Origin of the sequence: Nocardiopsis sp. FIRDI 009 (assembly GCF_003386285.1) — a bacterium.
Lineage (GTDB): Bacteria > Actinomycetota > Actinomycetes > Streptosporangiales > Streptosporangiaceae > Nocardiopsis.
Genome location: NZ_QPNC01000040.1, coordinates 1 through 19,785, shown reverse-complemented (window position 1 = coordinate 19,785; position 19,785 = coordinate 1). Strand labels below are relative to the sequence as shown.

The window sequence follows — 19,785 nt, the reverse complement described above, 5'->3', positions numbered from 1 at the left end:
CTCGTGAACCCCAGTGGACATAAGGAAGCATGGAGATTGTCGCGCGTAGGGTATATATGGGCTTTTGACTGGCTCTTTGGGATATTTATCCCCAGGGTTCGTAGCTTCTATGTAGACTTCTTTGTAGAAGTAAGGAGTCAGGGTTGCGCTGGACGGGTGGAGGCTGGGTTGGCGAAGGCGGTGTTTCAGGTGGATTCCGCCTTGGCCCCGGTAAGGATGATCAGTTGGATCCTGGCTCTCTTGGGGCTTGAAGCATTTCTTTCCTACGCTGCTGGTGGTCAACTCCCCCCAGGATTTTCTCGGGGATTTGAAGTGGCGATTCTCCTGGGGTTTTCCTATTTTGGATCTGTTGGAGTGATCTCGACTATTGAATTCCTTAGGGTCAATAAGATGATTCGAAATCGCGGCGAGGGGGCGCAGTTCAAATCTCTCTCGAGTTCAATGCAGATCACCTTTTTCTCTTTCCTTTTTGGAATTTCCTCGATTGTTCTTCTTTGGGCTTCTCCGTATTTTATCTAACGGTTTTCTTGTTGCTCTTATGGAGGATGTTCGGGTGCCCGTGGCCCACATTGAGGTTTTCTCAACGAAGTGCGGACATGGAATCCGGGCGAAATTCTCGGGAGCGCCAAAAACGAACATTGCGGAATCATCGCCCACATACGTGAAGCCCCTCGTACTGATCTTTGATTTGGGTCTTGACGGTCGCTGGGACCTGTCGTGTCATAAGGCATGGAGGTACTCCCGAGCCCGAAAACCCTCGAAGAACTCCACCACCGACGCAAGCTCGCCGCTGCCCTGTTCGAGGAAGGACAGCACTCCCAGGCCGAGATCGCTCGCATGCTCGGCGTGAGCCGACAGGCCGTCCACACCTGGCACACCACGTGAACCCAGGGAGGTGTCGGGGCCCTGGCACCCGGACCGCAAGGCGCCGCCACCCTGCTCTCGCCAGAGCAGGAGCGCGAGCTGCCCGGCCTGCTCGACCAGGGCCCCGGAGCCCACGGATGGGACGACCAGTGCTGGACCCTGGCCCGCGTCAACCGGCTCATCGGCGAGCGCTACGGCGTCGGCTTCGCCGACCCCTCCGGGGTCTGGCGGATGCTGGACCGTCTGGGCCTGTCCTGGCAGGTCCCCGCTGTGCGGGCCGCCGAGAGGGATGAGGAGGACATCGCGGCCTGGCGCACCCAGGTATGGCCGCGGGTCAAAAGAGCAGGTCGGACGCGACGGGGCCTGCCTCGTCTTCGCTGATGAGACGGGGGCCGGTACCGACCCGCCGGTACGGCGCACCTGGGGCAGGAAGGGCCGCACGCCGCTGATCGCCCGCTCGCGCCGGCACCGCCGACGCGTCAACGCCGTCGGCTGGCTGTGCGTGGACCCGCTCCAGGGCACGGTCCGGCTGGTCTACACCGCCCAGCACCGGCCGATCACCCAACACGACCTGCCCGCCCTGATCGACCGGGTGCACGCCCAGGTCGGGGTGCCGGTGGTGCTGATCTGGGACAACCACTCCTCCCATCGGGGAGCGCGGATGCGCGAGGAGTTGGCCGCGCGGCCGTGGTTGAGCGTGGTCCACCTGCCCACGTACGCCCCCGAACTGAACCCGGTGGAGGCGCTGTGGTCGCACCTGAAGAGGGTTCTGGCCAACCGGGCCTTCCGCGGCGTGGACGAACTGGAGAAGGTCCTGCGGTCACATCTGCGATCGGTCCAGAAACGTCCGGGTCTGTTGCGGGGATTCATCCGATCCGTCGGCCTCGATCCCGACTCATTCCCGTCAATCACCTAATCAAAGATCAGTATCAGACGAGTGAAGTGATTTCCTATGATCACAACGTCGGAAGTGTCGGGAGGACTTTGGAGAACCCCATAGGTGACCCCCGATGACCTGGATTTGGTGATCAGTCTTGATCAAGATTCCAAAGAAATTTCAGAATTTTCTGCTGCACGCGGTGACTGTTCCGTCGATAGGACTATCGTTCGGGTTGTTCATATCACCGATGGTGCACGATCTTGTGACCCATATTTCTGCAAAATTCGACTCTTTCGTACTCAGTGGGGAGATAATTGGGGTTAAGGACGGTGCCCCTCTTGTTCGTGTCCCTCCCCAGGGTGATTTTTCTGGAATTGACAGCGTCAAGGCATATGGAAATTATCAAGTCGGCGACGATTTGATGGTCTCGGTCAGGTATCTTCCCTATGGTGAGGGATACTACTTCGTGGATCCTCCTACCTTGGCCTCAAATTTATGGGTCGCCTTAGTGCTTCCACTGCTTGTCTTCGGCTACCTTTGGTTCCGAGAGGCAGGGCCCTATTCGAAACTTGCCGCCAGGAGTGTGCATGCGAATGGGGAAGTGTCTTCGACCCGGGTGGGGTGGAGGGACGCTGGTCCGGCCCTATGGCGAGGGGGCTTGGCGCTAATGGCTCTTGTTTCTGGCATGCTGCTGTTGGTTCTCCCCATATTGATAGGTGGAGTCGAAAACTTTATCGCGGAAGAGTCGTCGCGGTGGAGTATCACTTTGTCCTGTGGGGCTGTTTTCACAGGAAGTGCACTCCTCTTTCCGGCTGCTGAAAAGTATTCTGACTTGCCAAGGGTGAGGCGTGGCAGGAGATTGCGGCTGTTTGTGATACCGGCTTGGGTGGATGTTTTTGTGGTGGGAATTCCCATTGCTTGCATTCTTGGTCTTGGCCTGTTTGAAACCTTCCGCGGCGATGTGGAATTCGAGAATCCGCGAAGCTCTCCTGGGTGGGTTGTCGACTTGGAGTGTCGCGAGAATCCGCGCTCTGGCTGCACGGAGTATCTGCTGCTATCCTATGAAGCAGATGGGATGCCTTACTATACGTGGGTTCGAGCAGGCGAGAACGAGGTTGGCCTGGGGGCCGGGTTAAGGTCGAATGGGAGTCAGGAAGGCCCGGGAAGATTAGAATATCGTCAGTCGGATAATCTTCATTCGTGTTCTGTTTTCTTGGTTTTGGGGAAGATCTCTGGGAAGCACGCGAAGTAGTCCTGGGCCTGGCGTGATCGCGTATTGTGATTCGTGTGCTGTGGGGTGGATAAGCGTGAAGAGATCACTGGTGACCTGGGTGCCCTACTCGTCATCGCGACCGCGCTGCGGCCCTGGCTGAGGCACCAGCGTCCCGGTAGGAGCTTCGGTCCTGCTCACACAGCCCCACAGGAGGCACTCCACCGGTTTGTCCATCTGCGAGACCGCCCCCTTTTCCGGGCACCGACCGGTGTAGCTGCTGATATCCGTCATGACGTCGTCCACGCACCCACGCCATCGCCGGACCCACTTCGATGAACAAGGTGAGGGGCCCTACCCCCTCGACGGCTCTCACTATGTCTGACCCGGGACGTCTTCAAGCGGAGTCACTCCGCTGACAGCCTCACCGCCTGGAGAGCAATCGCCTATGGGCACCAAGCGCCTACGCCGGGGACCGCGCAACACGGCCGCCGGACCCCTGAAGCCCCACGTCGACTCCTTCACTCTCACCCTGCGCGCCGCCGGTCGCAGCGAGCGCACCGACCACGCCACCGAAACCCGCGCCGGACGGCCCGTCGCCGAGGTGACCGCGGCTGTGGTGCCGTGGCCCGAACCCGAACGGCCCGCCGGCCATCGGACAGTGTGGTCGACGAAGGATCCGTGACGATACGGGCGGATCGCCTCCCCTACGAATGCCGAGGCCACGCATGCGAGCATCCCGAAGAGAAACGCCCTCCCGTGCGGGTGCACGGTTCCGACCCGCGGCGGTGGCGGCTCTGGTCATCGCTGCCCTCGGGCTGATCGGAGTGCTCCTGCTGCTCGCGACCCCGTCCAGCCACCACCTGGGTTCACACGAACCCAGTCCCTGCCACTCCGTGGTTCCGTGGGTGTACCACCCGGACGATCCGCTCTTCGGCAACGAACGACTCACCTCCTGGACGAGGGAGCAGTGCGCCCTCGTCCGCCAGGGGCGGGCCACGGCGGCGCTGGTCGTAGCCGTGCCGACGGTCGCCTCCGGGGCGCTCGGCGCGTACGGTCTGCTGTTCCGGCGGCGGTGACCGGGCGCGTGGTCGGGGCCCGCCAAGGGCGGTGAGTCCCTGTCCGGAACGGACCCTCTCGTCTGTCGGACCGTCGGGTGCTCGCGGGCGCTTTCCCGTTGGTCGAGTCCCTGTAGCCGCTACCGGAGGCCGTGGCGGTCCGCCCACGAGGCGACCGCCGCGCCGATGGCCTCGGGCCGGTCCTCCGGCGCATGGTGCCCCGCCGGGCCGCAGTGCTCCCTCTCCAGGGCCGCCATGTGGGTCGCGCACCAGGCGGCCATGTCCTCGGTGATGAGCAGTGTCGGCGAGGAGTCGAAGGTCAGCAGCAGTTTCGGCACGTCGTCGCTGGTGGCGAGCCAGTCGCGGTAGCCGTCGAGCCGCTCCGCCACGTCGGCCGGCTCGCCGTCCAGGGGGAGGGAGCGGGCCCAGGCGAGCAGCGGACGCCGGCTGTCCGGGTCCGGGTAGGGGGCCCGGTAGGGTGCGATCTCCTCCTCGTCCAGCGGGCTGAGGACACCGCGGGTGAAGGCGGCGTCCACGAGGTCGTTGCGGCTGAGCGCCCCCTGCCCTCCCTCCGGGGTGCGCAGGGTCTCGAAGCGCTCGCGGGCCGGTGCGCTCAACTCCGCCCGGGACATCGGACGGACGATGGTCTCCATGAAGGCGATGCCGCGCACCCGGCCGGGGTGGCGCGCGGCCAAGTCGAAGGCGAGTGTCCCTCCCCAGTCGTGTCCGACCAGCACCACCCGGTCCAGCCCCAGAGCGTCGAACCAGGCGTCGAGGTAGCGCGCGTGGTCGGCGAATCGGTAGGCGCCGTCGGGTTTCCCGGATCGCCCCATGCCGACCAGGTCGGGGGCGAGCAGGCGCCCGGGGGAGCCGAAGACGGGCAGGACCTCGCGCCACAGGTGGGAGGAGGCGGGGTTGCCGTGGAGGAAGACGACGGGCGCCCCCTCCCCGGTCTCCTCGTGGTACATGGTCGAGTCGAGGACGTCGACGACGGGCATGCGAACTCCATTCGTTAGTGACACTAACGTTAGTTTCGCTAATGAATATAGATCGTTAGGGGAACCAACGCAAGTGTCTAGACTTGACGCATGACCGCACCCGACATGCCCGACGACCCGGACGCCCCCGCCCGCCTGCGCACCCTCCCCAGCAGGCTGCTCGGGATGGCGGCGATGCACGCCGACCGGGTGGTGGCCGCGGGACTGTCCGCCGCCGACGCCCGGAAGTGGCACTACGCCGCCCTCGTCGCCCTGCACGACCTCGGCCCCGCCAGCCAGGCGACCCTCAGCCGCCGCACCGGCATCCACCGCAGCGACCTCGTCGCGGTCATCAACGAGCTCGCCGACCGCGACCTGGTCGAACGCCGACCGGACCCCGAGGACCGGCGCCGCAACGTCGTCTCCCTGACCCCGGCGGGCGCGCGGTGGTTGAGCCACCTCGACGACCTCCTGCGCTCCCTCCAGGACGACCTCCTGCGGCCGCTGTCCGGACCGGAGCGGGAACAGCTCGTCGACCTGCTCACCCGCCTCGTCGACCACCACACGGGGATCCGCCGTCCCACCGAGGGGTGAGGTCCGCCCCCTCAACCGCGACCTGGGCGGCCCCTCACCCGCCGACACGTGTTGGGCCTGGCCGCACTCGTCGTCGAGGACCCCTCCGCGACCACGAACGGTGACCGTCCGCCGTGTGGGGCGCCCCCACCGCAGCCGGGCTGACCGTCACCGCGATCCCCGACGCTCCCGGTGGCGCTCGCCGTGGCCCGGTGAGCGGCCGAGGCGGATCTGGCCGCTGCCCGGCGCGGGCTTCCTCACGCTGGCCGTGGACGAACGGTTCGCCCTCCACGAGCCGGTGCGCGACGGGTCCCCGGTCCCGCGGGGGCCAGCGTCCTGTTCCTGCCGTGGGCACCCACGGAGACACGCCCGGGAGTCCCGGGCCGGACACGGCCACGCGCGTGTAGGACGCGTGCCCCCGTTCCGCAGGTGACCGGGGTGGAGGGGAGGAGGGGCACGGGTGGGGTCGTACCGTTTTCGGTAGCGAAGTCCCGTCTTGTTCGCTAGCGTCGGCCGCAGCCACGCGCTCCCGCTCGGCGCCTGGTCGACCATCGCGGCTCCCGCTCCGCCGCCTCCCCCCAGCGCCGCACGAAGGAGTACACGTGTCCTATCCCCCCCAGCAGCCCCCCTACGGTCCCCCGCAGCCGCCGCCGAAACAAGGCATGTCCACCGGCGCGAAGATCGGCATCTTCGGTTGCGGAGGGTGCCTCGTCCTGGTGGTCATCGGCTTTGTCCTGTTGTTCGCCCTCGGTCTCGTCGCCTCCTCCGAGGACGGCACCGCGGCCTCGTCCCCGTCCGACTCGGCGGACAGCTCCGACCAGGCCGCCGAGGAGCCCGCGGACGACACCGCCGAGGAGCCCGCCGCGGACTCCGAGGTCACCATGACCGCCACCAACGCGGGCACCGTCGGGGACACGATCGACGACACCGTCTACACGGCCATCGACATCGAGATCGTCAACAATTCCGACGAGGCGATCGATGTCAACCCGATCAACTTCTCCGTGGTCCTGGCCGACGGCACGGTCGTCAGTGACTGGGCCGACACCATCTTCGCCGACATCGAGCAGCTCGACGTGGTCACCCTCCAACCCGGCCAGCGGACGAGCGGTCAGATCGCCGTCGTCGGCGAGGTGGAGGTCGCCAGCGTCGAGATGGGCGACCTTCTCGGCCTGGGCGACCCGGTCGTCGCCGACGTCCAGTAGCGGACCCGCCCGCCGGCGGCGGGGTGGGCCCCGGTCCGCCGGACCGGGGCCCACGACGGGCCGGACCGCCCGGAGCGCAGAGCTCCGGGCGGTGTTCTTCGGGCCGGGGCCTCGCCCCGGCCGCCCGCACCCGCCCCGAAGTCGTGGCCCCCGGCGCGGGATTCCGTGGTTATCCCAGGCCGGAGGGGGCCGCGGCCACGGCGTAGGAGTCGAACTCCATCGTGAAGCTCGCCCTACCGGAGGTCCGGCCGCGCAGGTCGCCCACGTAGCCGAACGTCTCCGCCATCGGCACCAGCGCCGACACCACCTTCGCGCCGTACCGGTCCGACAGCGCCCGCACCCGCCCCCGGCGGGAGTTGAGGTCGCCGATCACGTCGCCCATGTACTCCTCCGGGGTGGTGACCTCCACGGCCATCACCGGTTCGAGGAGGACCGGCTCCGCGAGGGCGACCGCTTCCCGGAAGGCCGCCGCCCCGGCGATCCGGAACGCCAGCTCGGAGGAGTCCTCCGTGTGGAAGGCCCCGTCGAGCAGCGTCACCCGGACACCGGTCATCTCGTACTCCGAGAACACGCCGGCCAGCATCGCCTGGCGGCACCCCTCGTCCACCGACGGGACGAACTCCCTGGGCACCCGGCCGCCCGTCACCGCGTCCACGAACTCGTACCCGGACTCCAGCGGCTCCAGGGCGATCCGTACACGCGCGTACTGCCCCTTGCCGCCGTGCTGCTTGCGGTGGGTGTGCTCCACCCCGGTCACGGCCCGGCGGATCGTCTCGCGGTAGGCGACCCGGGGCCTGCCGATCCGGGCCGCCACCCGGTACTCGCGGAGCATCCGGTCGACCTGGATCTCCAGGTGCAGTTCGCCCATGCCGCCGATGACGGTCTGGCCGCTCTCGGCGTCGGCGCGCACCCGGAAGGAGGGGTCCTCCTCCGCCAGGCGCGCGATGGCGCCGGAGAGCCGGTCCCGGTCGGCCCGGGACTCGGGTTCGACCGAGACCTCGATGACCGGGTCCGGGAAGTCCATCGACTCCAGCACGACCGGGTGCCGCGGGTCGCACAGGGTCTGACCGGTGGCGGTCTGCTTCAACCCCATGACGGCGACGATGTCCCCGGCGCCCGCCGACGCGATCTCCTCACGCTTGTCGGCGTGCACGCGGTAGATCTTGCCGACGCGTTCCCGCGCCCCCCGCACAGGGTTGTGCACGCGGGCGCCCGTGTCGAGCCGTCCCGAGTACACGCGGACGAACGTGAGTCTGCCCAGGTGCGGGTCGCCGCTGATCTTGAACGCCAGGGCGGCCAGCGGCGCGTCCTCGGACGGTTCCCGGGCCACCACCGTGCCGGGATCGCCCGGCGAGCGGCCGTGTGCGGCACCGGCGTCGACGGGAGAGGGCAGGTAGTGGACCACGGCGTCGAGCAGGGGCTGAACACCGATGTTCCGGTAGGCGCTGCCGCACAGCACCGGGGTGACCGTGGCGCCGCCGTCGACGGAGCCGAGGGTGGCACGGCGGATCGCCGCGCGCAGCCGCTCCTGCGTGGGTTCCACACCCTGGACGTACAGCTCCAACACCTCCTCGTCGTGCTCGGCGACCGCCTCCACCAGACGGGCCCGCCACTCCTGTGCCTCGGCGGCCATCTCGCCCGGGATGTCGACGACGTCGAACCGTTCGCCGTGCTCGGCCTCGGCCGACCATACGAGCGCCCGCATCCGGACGAGGTCCACCACGCCGCGCAGGTCCCGCTCCGCGCCGATCGGCAGGTGCAGGACCAGCGGCGCGGCGCCGAGCAGCGCGGAGATCGTGTCGACGCAGCGCGCGAAGTCGGCGCCGACGCGGTCGAGCTTGTTGACGAAGCACACGCGCGGTACGCCGTAGCGGTCGGCCTGGCGCCACACCATCTCCGACTGCGGCTCGACCCCGGCCACGCCGTCGAACACCGCGACCGCCCCGTCGAGCACCCGCAGACACCGCTCCACCTCGACGGTGAAGTCGATGTGGCCGGGGGTGTCGATGATGTTCACGGTGTGGTCGACTCCCTCGACCGACCAGTGGCAGGTCGTGGCCGCGGAGGTGATGGTGATGCCGTGCTCCCGCTCCTCGGGCATGAAGTCCATGGCGGTGTTCCCGTCGTGGACCTCACCGACCCGGTGGGAGACGCCGGTGAGGTACAGGACGCGCTCGGTGGTGGTCGTCTTGCCCGCGTCGATGTGCGCCATGATCCCGATGTTGCGGACCGCGGCCATTTCCGTGTGCTGGATGGCCATGCTGTTCCGTCCTTCCTGGGTTCGGGGGGTGTGGCGGCGAGCGCGCGCGAGCCAGGGGACCGTCCGTACGGTCCACCGCCTGGCGAGAGCGTAGGCGGCGGGCGCGGCGGGTTCCATTGGTTTTGCGCCGTTCCGGGGCGGTCCCCGCGCCACGCCGTCGGCGCGCGGAAAACCCGTTGCCCCGCGTTTTGGCAGGTTGTTAGCGTCGACGAACATGAAGGCCCTGAACGAGCGGGACATCCGCGGATCATTCATCAACTGTTCGAAGGGGGAGGCCAAACGCCTGGCCCTGCCCCGGGATCTCGCGGAGCGTCCCTGGGAGAACCTGGACTTCCTCGGTTGGCGCGACCACACGGCGCACGAGCGCGCCTACCTGGTCGCCGAGGGCGAGGAGGGGCCGGTGGGGGTGGCGCTGCGCATCGTCCCCGCGCGCGACGGGTTCCGCCCGACCCTGTGTTCCCTGTGCCTGACCACCCACCGGGGCGAGGGCGTGACCCTCATGTCGGCCCCCAAGGCGGGGAAGGCCGGGCGCGAGGGGAACACGATCGGGTTGCGCATGTGCTCGGACTTCGCCTGTTCGCTCTACATCCGGGGGCTGAGGGAGCCCGGCCCCGGGGGAGGGCGGATCGTGGAGTCGCTCACGGTGGAGGAGCAGGCCGCGCGGGCCCGGGAGAACCTCGCGGGGTTCCTGGAGCGGCTCAGGTCCTGAGGGCACGGCCCCGGCGGTCGGACGGTCGCGCGCCGAGGGCCGGTGGTGTCGCGTCCACCGGCCCTCGGGGCGCGGAGGATCTCCCTCCCGGGGTTTCGGCGCCCCGGGGTCAGTCCCTGGGGAAGCGGGGCTCCACGATGGTGTTCGGGCCCGGGTAGATCAGGCGCTCCTCACCGTCGGGGAACCGCACGACGTACGGCGGCCCGTTGTTGGCGCCGCGTACCTCCACGATCCTGCCGCTGTGCTGTCCGTCCGTGCTGGTGACCCCGTGCGTGTGCACGTAGTCGCCGACCATGCCCTGCATGTCGCCCCCGTTCGACGTCGGCCGTGACCGGTGTCGCCGCCGACCCGGGTCACCTGCCGTAACCGGGATCTACCCGGTCCGGCGGGCGGCTGAACAGGGACGGTACGGGGTGCTCGCGGCGGTGGACGGACCCCGGACACGACGAAGCGCCCCCACCCTTCCCACCCTCCTTGAGTTCTGGTGGTCGCTGCGACACCCCATCTCTGAAGGGGTGCGATGGACGACTTCGAGTTCGAGGTCCGCAAGATCCGGTCACCGCGGGGACGCAGGAAGCTCCAGATGCGGCGAGACGATGCGCGAACTCGACACGGACTTCATGTCCACGCGCGGCCACCTGGTCGCCGACCAGGACTGGGAGGACCTCCACCACGGGAGCGAAGCCCGGCGGGACGAGATCTCCGACCTGTGCCGCGACGTGTGGCAGTGCCCCCGGTGCGGCGTTCCGCACGTGTCCGACGACGGCGGGGGAGGTTCGCCTTCGCCCCGGTCGATCCAGAGAACACCCCGCGCGACCTGCTGACCTCGGTTCGCGGCGACGCCTGGCCGGGGCCCGTGGCGGGGCTCTGGAAACCGTGGGTGCGGGGAAGGCCGAAGGGCGAGCTGTGGTGGCAGGACGCCGATCCCGAAGGAGGGGGTTGGGAGGAGTTCGACGACGTCGACGAACTCACCCGCCGCTACCACGAGGTCTTCCGGGAGAGGAGGGCCCGGGGGCTGGTGCGCTCGGCGTTCCTGAGGATCGACGGCACCACCGTCCACCGGTGGCCCCGGACCGACACACGCGCCGCCCCCGACGACGGCGCCGCCTCGTAGGCTGGGGCCGCCGCCCGGACCCGGCGCGCGACCCGCGGTCCGCGTCCGGTAGCCACGGCGCGGGTCACCTCAGCGCGGGGCGATCCCGTCGTGGAGAACCCCCATCACGTCACTGAGGCGGGTCTCGACGTCGGCGGGATCGGCGCCCGCCTTGAAGGTGACGAAGCCGTGCAGGGTGGCGGCCACGGTCATCGCGATGGCGAACGGGTCCCCCTCGGCGATCTCCCCGGCTGCCTGGCCCCGCCTGATCGGGTTCACCACCGAGTCGAGCATGCGCTCGACCGCCGCGACGAGCTGTTCGGAGACGTCGGGGTCGTGCTTGCGCGTGTACATGAGGTCGAGCAGGGCGGGGTGCTCGACGGCGAACCCGACGTAGGTCCGGGCCAGGCCGACGAGGTTGGCGAGGGTGCCGTCCGCGCCCTCGGCCGCGCGCTCCAGACGCTCGGTGAGCCGCTCGAACCCGGTGAGCGCCAGGGCGTCGAGCAGGGCCTGCTTGTCCTTGAAGTGGCGGCTGGGGGCGGCGTGGCTCACGCCCGCCTCCCGGGCGAGTTCGCGCAGGGACAGCGCGGCCGGGCCGCGTTCGGCGAGGGCGCGTTCGGCGCTGGCGAGCAGGGCGGCGCGCAGGTCGCCGTGGTGGTACGGGCGGTCAGGCATGGCTCCAGGATAGGCCGGATGTTTCCGCCGCCAGCATTGTTGTCATTGACAACTTTGGGGGGATCGTCTACGGTGGCGCGATGGAGACGAAAGCGGTCACGATCCCTGACCTGAGCGGCCGCACGGCGGTCGTCACCGGAGCCAACAGCGGACTGGGCCTGGAGACCACGCGCGTCCTCGCACGCAAGGGCATGCGGGTGGTGATGGCGGTGCGCGACGAGGACAAGGGCCGGACCGCCGCGAAGGCGGTCGACGGCACCACGGAGGTACGCCCCCTCGACCTCGCCGACCTGGCGTCGGTGCGGGCGTTCGCGGAAGGATGGGACGGGCCCATCCACCTGCTGGTCAACAACGCGGGCGTGATGGCCGTCCCCCGGTCCTGCACGGCGGACGGTTTCGAGACGCAGTTCGGCGTCAACCACCTCGGCCACTTCGCCCTCACCAACCTGCTGTTGACGCACGTCACCGGCCGGGTGGTGACGGTCTCGTCCGGCCTGCACCGGATGGTGCGCGCCATCGACTTCGACGACCTGAACCTGGACTCCGGCTACACGCCGGGCCGTGCCTACGCCCAGTCCAAGCTCGCCAACCTGCTGTTCACGCTGGAGTTGCAGCGGCGGCTGGAGGCGGCGGGATCGCCGGTGCTCGCGACCGCCGCCCATCCCGGGTACGCGGCCACCAACCTCCAGAGCCACGCCGCCAACCCCCTCTACCGGGGGCTGATGGCCGTGGGGAACAGGCTGATCGCCCAGAGCGGAGCCGCCGGCGCGCTGCCCACGATCTACGCCGCCACCCAGGACGTGCCCGGTGCGGCCTTCGCCGGACCCACGAAGATGGGGGGAACACGCGGCGCCCCCGGGCTGTGCAGCCGGAGCGAGGCGGCGTGGGACTCGATCGCCGCGCGGCGGCTGTGGACGGTGTCCGAGGAGCTCACCGGAGTGGAGTTCCCGGACCTGTCGCCGGGCGACTGAACCGCTCCGCTGGACCCCTCCGCTGAGCTGGTCCGCTGAACCGCCTCGCCCCCGTCCGGTGGAGGAGCGCCGGACGGGGGCGAGGCGGTGGGGCCGCGCCGAGCGGTCGCGGGACGCCGGGCGGTTACGGGACGAGGGTCAGCTCGTCCACCGCGGCCTCCCCGACCCCCTCACGGGTGACCGTGTACGGCAGGGTCTCGCCCGCGGCCCACGCCGCCATCTGGTCGTCGTAGTTGGGGTGGAAGGCGTGCCCCGAGTTGCCGGTCAGGTGGATCCAGGTGGAGGCGTCCCGGTCGGCGAGGTCCACCACCATGCGCATGGACGGCACGGCGGAGATCTCGTATCCCTCGGTCGTGTTCCAGCCGGTGGCGTTGACGATGCTGGACCCGCCCGAACTCTCCACCGGGCCGCGGTTGAGCAGCCACTCGACCGGACCGATCCCGGAGGTGCCGAAGGACTGGTTGGTCGCGGTGAGGGTGTGCAGGTCGCCCCAGCGCCAGGTGGCGGGATCCCCGCCCAGGCGTTCGGTCAGCTCCTCCGCGGCGGCGTCCATCGCGGCGGCCAGCACCTCGTCGCGACCGCTGGCGGCCGTACCGTCCCACCAGGCGGACTCGGGGTCGGCCAGGAGCCGATTGACCACGTACATGCCGCGCGAGCTGCCGCTCATGGGCACGTCGCCCAGCTCGTCGAAGAGCAGCGGCAGCAGGTGGCGCCAGAACGCCTGGTAGAAGGCGGCGCCCGCCGAGTCGGGGTCGGTGTAGCCGTCCCAGTCCCGCAGCAGCTCCTGGGCCTGGGCCGTGACCCCGTCGACCTCGACCTCCAGCAGGTGGGGGAGGGCCTCGGCGGCGGCCAGGTGGTAGGAGTCCATGTGGATCTCGGACATGTCCCGCGAGGTCACCGGACCCTCGGTGATCGCCTGGTCGAGGAGGTCGTTGATCCGCTGGCTCCGGTAGCCGTAGTCCCAGTCGTCGGTCAGGTGGTGGGGGTACTCGTCGTCCACGAGGGACTGGTTGGCGGTCACGATCACCCCGGAGTCCGGGTTGTACACGCTGGGCAGTTCGTCGAAGGGCAGGTAGTCGTCCCAGTCGTAGGCGGAGTCCCAGCCGGGGGCGGGCCAGCGGCCGTCACCCGCACCGCGCACGGGGACGCGGCCGGGCGCCTGGTAGCCGATGTTGCCCTCGGAGTCGGCGTAGATCAGGTTCTGCGCGGGGACGTCGAAGCGGCTGGCGGCGTCGCGGAAGTCGCCCCAGTCACGGGCGCGGTTGAGCGCGAAGATGGACTCGGCGGTGGTGCCGGGCTCCAGGGCGGTCCACCGGAGGGCGACGCCGTACTCGAAGCCGTCCGCGTCGCCGGGGGAGTCCGAACCCCCGTCGCCCGTCTCCTCGTCGCCGGACTCCGCGGCTTCGGTGATCTGCGGATTCTCGGTGACGGGGGCGAGGTGCGACCCCGCCTCGGCGTCGGAGATCAGCGGACCGTGCCCGGTCAGGCGGACGGTGATGTCGACGTCCTCGCCGCCCGCGACGGTGATCGTCTCCTCGATGATCTCCAGGGGAACGCGCTCACCGTCCACGATGTGGTGGTCGCCGTCGATCCGCTCCACGTACAGGTCCATGACGTCGGGGTTGAGGTTGGTCAGGCCCCAGGCGATGGACTCGTTCTGGCCGATGACCACGCCGGGCAGGCCGGAGAAGCTGAACCCGGTGACGTCGTAGGGGCAGGCGTCGGTGAGCTCGTTGCAGTGCAGGCCGTTCTGGTACCAGACGGAGGGCATCGACGCGCCCAGGTGGGGGTCGTTGGCCAGGAGCGGCAGGCCGGACTCGGTGTGGTCGCCGGAGACCACCCAGGAGTTGGAGCCCAGGTCGGAGCTGGAGGCGGGGCCGAGCAGGCCGGGGATCGCCTCGGAGATCCGGTCCAGGCCCTCGACGGCGGAGAGGGCGTCCTCGGGGAGGTCGGGCGTCCGCGTCGTCGCGGCGGCGGGGGAGCCTGGCGGCGCGGGCGGGCCGGAGGCGCCGGTCGGCGCCGCGCCGGGGGCGCGCCGTTCGTCGGCGTCGGCGTCGGCCTCGGCCTCGGAATCGGACTCCGTGTCGGCCTCGGCGCCGTTGTGCTCGTCGGTCGCGGTGATCGGCGTGTGCCGGCCGACGGGGTAGGCGGGGTAGAGCTCGTCGATCTGGTCGCGGGTGAGGCCGGAGGCGAGGAGGACGGCGCGCTCGGTCTCCTCCCGGAGGTTGCCGCCCAGGTCCCAGGCCATGGCCTTGAGCCAGGCGAGGCTGTCGGCGGGGGTCCAGGGCTCGATGGTGTAGTCGTCGGCGGTGACGGCGAGCAGACCGTGCTCCAGGCTGGCGGCGGTGCCCGAGTGCTCCTCGATCCAGGCGTTGACGCCCTCGGCGTAGGCGTCCAGGTGGCTTTGGGTCCGCTCGTCGAGCAGGTCGTACTCCTGCTCGGCGACGCGGCGCCAACCCATGGTGCGCAGGTAGGCGTCGGTCTCGACCTGGTCGGGGCCGAACAGCTCGGCGGTCCGGCCCGCGGTGACGTGGCGGCGGAAGTCCATCTCCCAGAAGCGTTCCTGGGCGTGGGTGAACCCCTGGGCCATGAAGAGGTCGTGCGAGGTGTCGGCGTAGACGTGCGCGACTCCGTACCCGTCACGCAGGACGGTGACGGGGGAGTCGAGGCCGGGGAGGGTGAGCTCGCCGGAGGTCTCCGGGAAGGAGCGGCGGACGGCCCATATCCCCAGGAGCGTGGCTATCAGGGCCAGTGCCATGACGGCGGCGAGGAGACCCAGAAGTACGCGAACGAGGACACGGCTGCGCAAGACACTCATGGCGGAACACTAAGGTGCGCGGTGTCACGTGATCCAGGTCTCTGGGGCGGTCGATCCAATTGTTACCTACGGGTAAACACGGTGCGCCGGAGGTTTCCCACGTTCCGCGACCGTCGGCCCGGCCGTCCCGTCCCGTCGTCGCTCAGCGCCGCCCTGTCACCGCGCCGTGCCAGACTCCCCCACGTGTTCGGGCCCACGGGCGTCCGGTGCACCACACGACGGAAGGGACACGGGAGACCAGTGCGTATCGAGCGGCATGAGGTGCGGGCCGAGGCCCTGGCCAAGGCCACGAGGGGCTTCACCGACGAGATCGGCGGCGCCGTCCACCGGGAGCAGGAGGCCGGACGGGACCTCCACGGTTGGGACATCATCGCCGGTGACCTGCTCGACTACGCCGGAGCGCGGTCGGCGGAGCGGCCCGGGATCGACACCGACGCCTTCACCGCCCTGTACTCGGCGGCCGAGGCCCGGATCGGGGCGCTCACGCTGGACCACGCGCCCGCCTCGGCATCGTTCTCCGTGCACACCACCTACACGGGCACCGGGGTGGTCTACGAGGGGAGGGGAGAGGGCGGGGACACCGGTCCCAGCACGCCCCCGACCCGGAAGTGGATCGAGGCCCTGTACCTGTGCCTGGTCGCCGGGATCCACGAACAGAACGCGGGCGCCCTCATCTCCCTGGCCTCGACTTTCGACGAGGGGGAGGTCCTCGCACGCGGTCTGGCCTGCTACCTGTTCCCCGAGGTGGGGGCTGAGCGGGACCAGATCCTGGGCTACGTCGGCTCCGCCGTCACCGGGATGGCCCAGGACGGACGGGTGCCCCACCCCGACCTGATGCAGCTGCACACGCTGCTGTCCGGTGAGGAGGAGCTCTTCTGGAAGCTGATGACGGCCCGGCTCCAGGCCCACCGCGACGGGGCGTCCGCGGAGCGCCCCGCGTCCCTGCTGCCGGTCGGGGCGCTCGCCTTCGCCGCGATGGCCGTGCGGAAGGAGGGGTGGGAGCAGCCCCTCGACACCGACTACCTGCCCCGTCGTCTCGTCCTCGGAGAGGAGAGGCGGGGCGCTCCGCGCGTGGGCGCCTACGGCGCGGACAAGGATGCCGGGGCGCTGCGGGAACTGGCCCGGGGGCGGCTGGTCGTGGGGCGGGAGGCCGACGTGCCCGAGCACGTCGACCGGATCCTGGAGCGATGGGACCGCCGCTCTGGGGAGGGCCTGGAGAGGATCTGGCGGCCCCAGATCGTGCCGCGGGAGCTTCCGGGGGCGCTCCAGCGGTCGGCCGAGGAGGAGATCCGCCGGTTCCGGTACCGCTCGCTCGTCGATCCCCAGGCCCGCGACCCGCGTCAGTTGGAGGCCCTCACCCACGCCTCGCAGTACACGGCCGCCGCCTTCGCCAGTGTGACCTCGAAGGAGGACACCGTCGAGGTCACCCTCGGCCCGACCACCGCGCCCCTGCGCGCCGTGGAGCCCACCCGGGTCATCAACGAGGGTGCGCGTGTGACAGCGGTCGAGTACGCGGTGCTCTCCGGAGCCAGGGAACGTCTGGACGCGCTGTTGGCCCACCCCGCGGGCGCCTTCGACTCCGAGAGGGACGGAGGAGGCATCAGCGTCTTCAGGCTGTACCCGGTGGCGTTGCTGGCCTACCTGCGCGCCGAGGTGGCCGGGCCCCGCACCGCCGAATCCGGGGCGCGGGACGTCGAACCCCTGGAGGCCCAGGCTCGCGGGGCGACGGACGACGCGCTGGCGGCCCTCCCCCGGTACCAGGTGATTCCGGGTTTCCCGCCACCGCCCGTCGTGCCGCTGTCGCAGTTGGTCGCGGGTGACCGGGAGGGCTTCGCCCTGGCACTGGCCGACGCGCTGGAGGCGCACCGGGACGCCTTCAGCGCGGGCGACAAGCGGGGGGACAGCCGCGGACTGGTCAACACGCGTCTCCTCGCCCTGGCCTGCCTGGCGCGGGCCCGAGGCTGGGACGTTCCCGTGGAGAGCGACTACCTGCCGCGCGGCGTCCTGGACCACGCCGCCGGGCTCCTCGCCCGACCGGCCTGACCAGCGCGGGTGCGCAGGAGGGCGAGGTGGTCTAGGTTGACCGCGAACAACGGTCGACGAGCGAAGGACCCCATGACCACCCCCTCCTCCCACCACCCCCTGGACACGTCGGTGCCGCACTCCGCGCGCGTGTGGAACTACTGGCTGGGCGGTAAGGACAACTACCCGGCCGATCGGGCCGTGGGCGACCAGATCCGCGCCGCCAACCCGATGATCGCCGAGATCGCCGTCGCCCAGCGGGCGTTCCTCGTGCGCGTGGTCCGCCACCTGGTCACCGAGGCCGGTGTCGACCAGTTCCTCGACGTGGGCACCGGGCTGCCCACCGCCAACAACACCCACGAGGTCGCCCAGGCCCACAACGCGGCCGCGCGGATCGTCTACGTCGACCACGACCCGCTCGTGCTCACCCACGCCCGCGCCCTACTCACCGGCAGCCCCGAGGGCGCGACCGACTACATCGACGCCGACCTGCACGAGCCCGAACGGATCCTCCAGGCGGCCGCCAGGACGCTGGACTTCTCCCGCCCGGTCGCGCTGTTGCTGCTGGGCATCACCGCGCACGTGGTCGAGGACGAGGACGCCTACGCCGTCGTCCGCCGCCTCGTGGACGCGCTGCCCACCGGCAGCTACCTGGTGCTGTGCGACGACACCAACGTCATCGCCCCCGCCGAGATGGACGAGATGATCCGGCAGTGGAACGAGGCCGGGGAGAACCCCCGGGTCAACCGCACACCCGAGCGGATCGCCGGGTTCTTCGACGGGTTGGAGCTGCTGGAGCCGGGCGTGGTCTCGGTGACCGAGTGGCGCCCGGACCCGGCCGAGGTGGGCCAGGTCCGGCCCCTGGACGACTTCGGCGGGGTCGCCCGCAAGGTGTAGGAGGCGCGCTGACGGAGTTCTACGGGTTGCCCGCGGCCTCCATGAACGAGCGGCTCCAGGCGTGGGCGCGGGGCGGTTCCAGTGCGCGGAGACCCGAATCCAGGGGCCGGGTGCGCTGGACGAGTCGCCCGTCGGCTCCCGCCGGATCGACCTGGTGACGCGCCGGGCCGAACTCGCCTGGCGGCGCGAGGTCGGAGCGCGGACGGCTCAGGCGGACACGCCGTCCGGACGGACGCCCGCGTGGGCGTCGCGCGTGGTTCGCGGTGTCGGCCGTGGCGCCGGAAACGTTCGCGCTCCTCGGTTTTATTCCCGTCGCCGCCGTCGCGGCGCTCGTCGTCCAGGGGCTGGCATACGGCGGGGGGTCGGTGGGTTCACAGACGTGGATACTGCGGCACGCGTCGGAGGTCCCCGAGGCCGCCACGGCGCTGCCGGCCTGCGCGTTCAACCCGGCCATCGCGCTGGGCGCGCTGCTGGGCGGGCGGGTGGCCGACGGGCTCTCCGTCGCCGTGACCCCGTGGGCCGGGGTAGTCCTCATCGTCCTGGCGGGCGCGGTGCTCGCCGGGTTCCGTACACCGAGATCCGAGAAGGAGCCGACATGGCACACACGCTGAGCAACCCCGAGGGACTGCACGACCCCGTGCCGCTCGGGTACTCGCACCTGGCCGAGACCTCCGGTGACCTGGTGGCCATCGCGGGGCAGTACGCCTCCGACCCGAAGGGAGGGGTGGCGGTGGAGGACTTCGCCGCGCAGGTGGACCTGGCCTTCGCCCACCTGAGCACGGCGCTGGAGGCCGCGGGGTTGGAGTACCGGCACGTCGTCCGGTTGGGGACCTACATCGTCGACCACGACCTGGGCAAGCTGGAGGTCCTCGGGGAGCGTGTGCACGCGATCTGGGGTGAGAAGCCGCCCACGCACACCCTCCTGGGGGTGGCGACGCTGGCGCTGCCGGGGATGCTGTTCGAGGTCGACGCCCTGGCCGTTCGGGACTGACCTGATGTTCCGCTCGGGCGGCAGCCGTCGAGGGTGTCGCCCGAGCGCTCACGGCGTCTAGCTGTTCGAGGAGCCGTTGGTGGCGAGGTAGACGCGGACCAGGCTGGCGAGTTCGTCGAACTCACCCTGCTGTGGTGGCGGCTCTGCTGCCAGGAGGTCGCCCACGGGGATGCGCGGCTGGGGGATGGTCGCCGTCGCTCGTCGTTGGGGGCGCGGGTACATGTACGGGCGGATGAGCGCGCCGCCGGTCTCGTCGGGGTCCGGGTTCGCGGGGAGCGGCTCGGGCTCGCTGGGGGAACCGGTCGGGAGTTCGCGTCGGTCCGGGGCGGGGCCGATCACGGTTCGGGTCGGTGTGCTGGGGACGAACACGAAGGCCAGAGCTGCGGCCAGGGTCGCGGTAGCGAGGGCCCAGAGCTGGCCCGCGAGGGTTCGGTGCCGCCTGCGGTGGCGGCCGGTAGTGTGTGGCACGGTTATCCTCCTGCTGTGTTCAGGTGGTTGATCACGCCCCGATTCGGTGGTCCTAAGAGCTCATCTCATTTGGTGAGTCTGCGGTAACAGATCCGTATGCAGGCGATGCCAGCG

At 70.0% G+C, this 19,785-nt stretch carries 23 protein-coding genes; 17 read left to right on the top strand and 6 right to left on the bottom strand.

The window, feature by feature from the left end:
* Positions 1-3 precede the first annotated feature (3 nt).
* The 7 genes from DVR05_RS26830 (at position 4) to DVR05_RS25405 (ending at position 4,033) form a co-directional block, all read left to right on the top strand.
* Positions 4-519, top strand: coding sequence for a hypothetical protein (locus tag DVR05_RS26830; RefSeq protein WP_157982549.1), 516 nt, complete (start codon positions 4-6; stop codon positions 517-519).
* Positions 520-729: 210 nt separating this feature from the next.
* Complete coding sequence (locus DVR05_RS25425; protein ID WP_116248454.1) at positions 730-885, top strand: helix-turn-helix domain-containing protein; 156 nt, start codon at positions 730-732, stop codon at positions 883-885.
* A gap of 21 nt (positions 886-906) precedes the next feature.
* Entirely contained in the window at positions 907-1,245 is a 339-nt protein-coding gene (locus DVR05_RS28040) for a winged helix-turn-helix domain-containing protein (RefSeq protein ID WP_116248453.1), read from the top strand.
* Positions 1,154-1,780, top strand: a complete 627-nt coding sequence (locus DVR05_RS25415) for an IS630 family transposase (protein ID WP_116248452.1) — start codon at positions 1,154-1,156, stop codon at positions 1,778-1,780. The genes DVR05_RS28040 and DVR05_RS25415 overlap by 92 nt, the downstream gene beginning before the upstream one ends.
* 118 nt (positions 1,781-1,898) lie before the next feature.
* On the top strand, positions 1,899-2,996 hold the full coding sequence (locus tag DVR05_RS26825; protein ID WP_157982548.1) for a hypothetical protein: 1,098 nt from the start codon (positions 1,899-1,901) through the stop codon (positions 2,994-2,996).
* A 406-nt stretch (positions 2,997-3,402) separates the two neighbouring features.
* Positions 3,403-3,639, top strand: coding sequence for a hypothetical protein (locus tag DVR05_RS25410; protein WP_116248451.1), 237 nt, complete (start codon positions 3,403-3,405; stop codon positions 3,637-3,639).
* Positions 3,640-3,742: 103 nt separating this feature from the next.
* Complete coding sequence (locus DVR05_RS25405; RefSeq protein ID WP_116248450.1) at positions 3,743-4,033, top strand: hypothetical protein; 291 nt, start codon at positions 3,743-3,745, stop codon at positions 4,031-4,033.
* Between the two features lie 119 nt (positions 4,034-4,152).
* Here DVR05_RS25405 and DVR05_RS25400 read toward each other — a convergent pair whose 3' ends face one another.
* Positions 4,153-5,010, bottom strand: coding sequence for a haloalkane dehalogenase (locus DVR05_RS25400; protein WP_116248449.1), 858 nt, complete (start codon positions 5,008-5,010; stop codon positions 4,153-4,155).
* Between the two features lie 90 nt (positions 5,011-5,100).
* Between DVR05_RS25400 and DVR05_RS25395 the strand changes: the two genes are divergently transcribed.
* Both DVR05_RS25395 and DVR05_RS25390 read left to right on the top strand, forming a co-directional pair.
* Positions 5,101-5,583 (top strand): MarR family winged helix-turn-helix transcriptional regulator, encoded by a 483-nt coding sequence (locus DVR05_RS25395; protein ID WP_116248448.1) that lies wholly within the window; start codon positions 5,101-5,103, stop codon positions 5,581-5,583.
* Positions 5,584-6,164: 581 nt separating this feature from the next.
* A complete protein-coding gene (locus DVR05_RS25390; RefSeq protein ID WP_232832321.1) occupies positions 6,165-6,767 on the top strand; it encodes a DUF4352 domain-containing protein in 603 nt (200 codons plus the stop codon).
* 169 nt (positions 6,768-6,936) lie between these two features.
* On the opposite strand, the gene fusA is transcribed toward DVR05_RS25390, so the two are convergent.
* Positions 6,937-9,027, bottom strand: coding sequence for an elongation factor G (gene fusA / locus DVR05_RS25385; protein WP_116248446.1), 2,091 nt, complete (start codon positions 9,025-9,027; stop codon positions 6,937-6,939).
* A gap of 214 nt (positions 9,028-9,241) precedes the next feature.
* On the opposite strand from fusA, the gene DVR05_RS25380 reads away from it, so the two are divergent.
* A complete protein-coding gene (locus tag DVR05_RS25380) occupies positions 9,242-9,736 on the top strand; it encodes an FBP domain-containing protein (protein WP_116248445.1) in 495 nt (164 codons plus the stop codon).
* A gap of 109 nt (positions 9,737-9,845) precedes the next feature.
* On the opposite strand, the gene DVR05_RS25375 is transcribed toward DVR05_RS25380, so the two are convergent.
* The gene (locus DVR05_RS25375; protein WP_116248444.1) at positions 9,846-10,040 is read right to left on the bottom strand and encodes a DUF1918 domain-containing protein; all 195 of its coding nucleotides are present in this window, start codon (positions 10,038-10,040) and stop codon (positions 9,846-9,848) included.
* A gap of 292 nt (positions 10,041-10,332) precedes the next feature.
* On the opposite strand from DVR05_RS25375, the gene DVR05_RS25370 reads away from it, so the two are divergent.
* Positions 10,333-10,560 carry a hypothetical protein gene (locus DVR05_RS25370; RefSeq protein WP_116248443.1) on the top strand — a complete coding sequence of 76 codons (228 nt, stop codon included), beginning with the start codon at positions 10,333-10,335 and terminating at the stop codon, positions 10,558-10,560.
* Positions 10,561-10,616: 56 nt separating this feature from the next.
* Positions 10,617-10,850 carry a hypothetical protein gene (locus DVR05_RS25365; RefSeq protein ID WP_116248442.1) on the top strand — a complete coding sequence of 78 codons (234 nt, stop codon included), beginning with the start codon at positions 10,617-10,619 and terminating at the stop codon, positions 10,848-10,850.
* Between the two features lie 69 nt (positions 10,851-10,919).
* On the opposite strand, the gene DVR05_RS25360 is transcribed toward DVR05_RS25365, so the two are convergent.
* Positions 10,920-11,504 carry a TetR/AcrR family transcriptional regulator gene (locus DVR05_RS25360; protein WP_116248441.1) on the bottom strand — a complete coding sequence of 195 codons (585 nt, stop codon included), beginning with the start codon at positions 11,502-11,504 and terminating at the stop codon, positions 10,920-10,922.
* Between the two features lie 80 nt (positions 11,505-11,584).
* Here DVR05_RS25360 and DVR05_RS25355 point away from each other — a divergent pair, with 80 nt between their 5' ends.
* The gene (locus tag DVR05_RS25355) at positions 11,585-12,475 is read left to right on the top strand and encodes an oxidoreductase (RefSeq protein ID WP_116248440.1); all 891 of its coding nucleotides are present in this window, start codon (positions 11,585-11,587) and stop codon (positions 12,473-12,475) included.
* A 124-nt stretch (positions 12,476-12,599) separates the two neighbouring features.
* Here DVR05_RS25355 and DVR05_RS25350 read toward each other — a convergent pair whose 3' ends face one another.
* On the bottom strand, positions 12,600-15,233 hold the full coding sequence (locus DVR05_RS25350) for a penicillin acylase family protein (RefSeq protein ID WP_232832331.1): 2,634 nt from the start codon (positions 15,231-15,233) through the stop codon (positions 12,600-12,602).
* A 300-nt stretch (positions 15,234-15,533) separates the two neighbouring features.
* On the opposite strand from DVR05_RS25350, the gene DVR05_RS25345 reads away from it, so the two are divergent.
* From DVR05_RS25345 to DVR05_RS25330, 4 genes are all read left to right on the top strand, one after another.
* Positions 15,534-17,336: an Imm49 family immunity protein gene (locus DVR05_RS25345; RefSeq protein WP_116248438.1), complete on the top strand. Its 1,803-nt coding sequence runs from the start codon at positions 15,534-15,536 to the stop codon at positions 17,334-17,336.
* A gap of 72 nt (positions 17,337-17,408) precedes the next feature.
* A complete protein-coding gene (locus DVR05_RS25340; protein WP_116248437.1) occupies positions 17,409-18,212 on the top strand; it encodes an SAM-dependent methyltransferase in 804 nt (267 codons plus the stop codon).
* A gap of 272 nt (positions 18,213-18,484) precedes the next feature.
* Entirely contained in the window at positions 18,485-18,823 is a 339-nt protein-coding gene (locus DVR05_RS25335; protein WP_157982547.1) for a hypothetical protein, read from the top strand.
* Positions 18,808-19,203, top strand: a complete 396-nt coding sequence (locus DVR05_RS25330) for a RidA family protein (RefSeq protein WP_116248435.1) — start codon at positions 18,808-18,810, stop codon at positions 19,201-19,203. Before DVR05_RS25335 ends, DVR05_RS25330 begins: the two co-directional genes overlap by 16 nt.
* A 57-nt stretch (positions 19,204-19,260) precedes the next feature.
* Here DVR05_RS25330 and DVR05_RS25325 read toward each other — a convergent pair whose 3' ends face one another.
* Positions 19,261-19,671 (bottom strand): hypothetical protein, encoded by a 411-nt coding sequence (locus DVR05_RS25325; RefSeq protein WP_116248434.1) that lies wholly within the window; start codon positions 19,669-19,671, stop codon positions 19,261-19,263.
* Positions 19,672-19,785 lie beyond the last annotated feature (114 nt).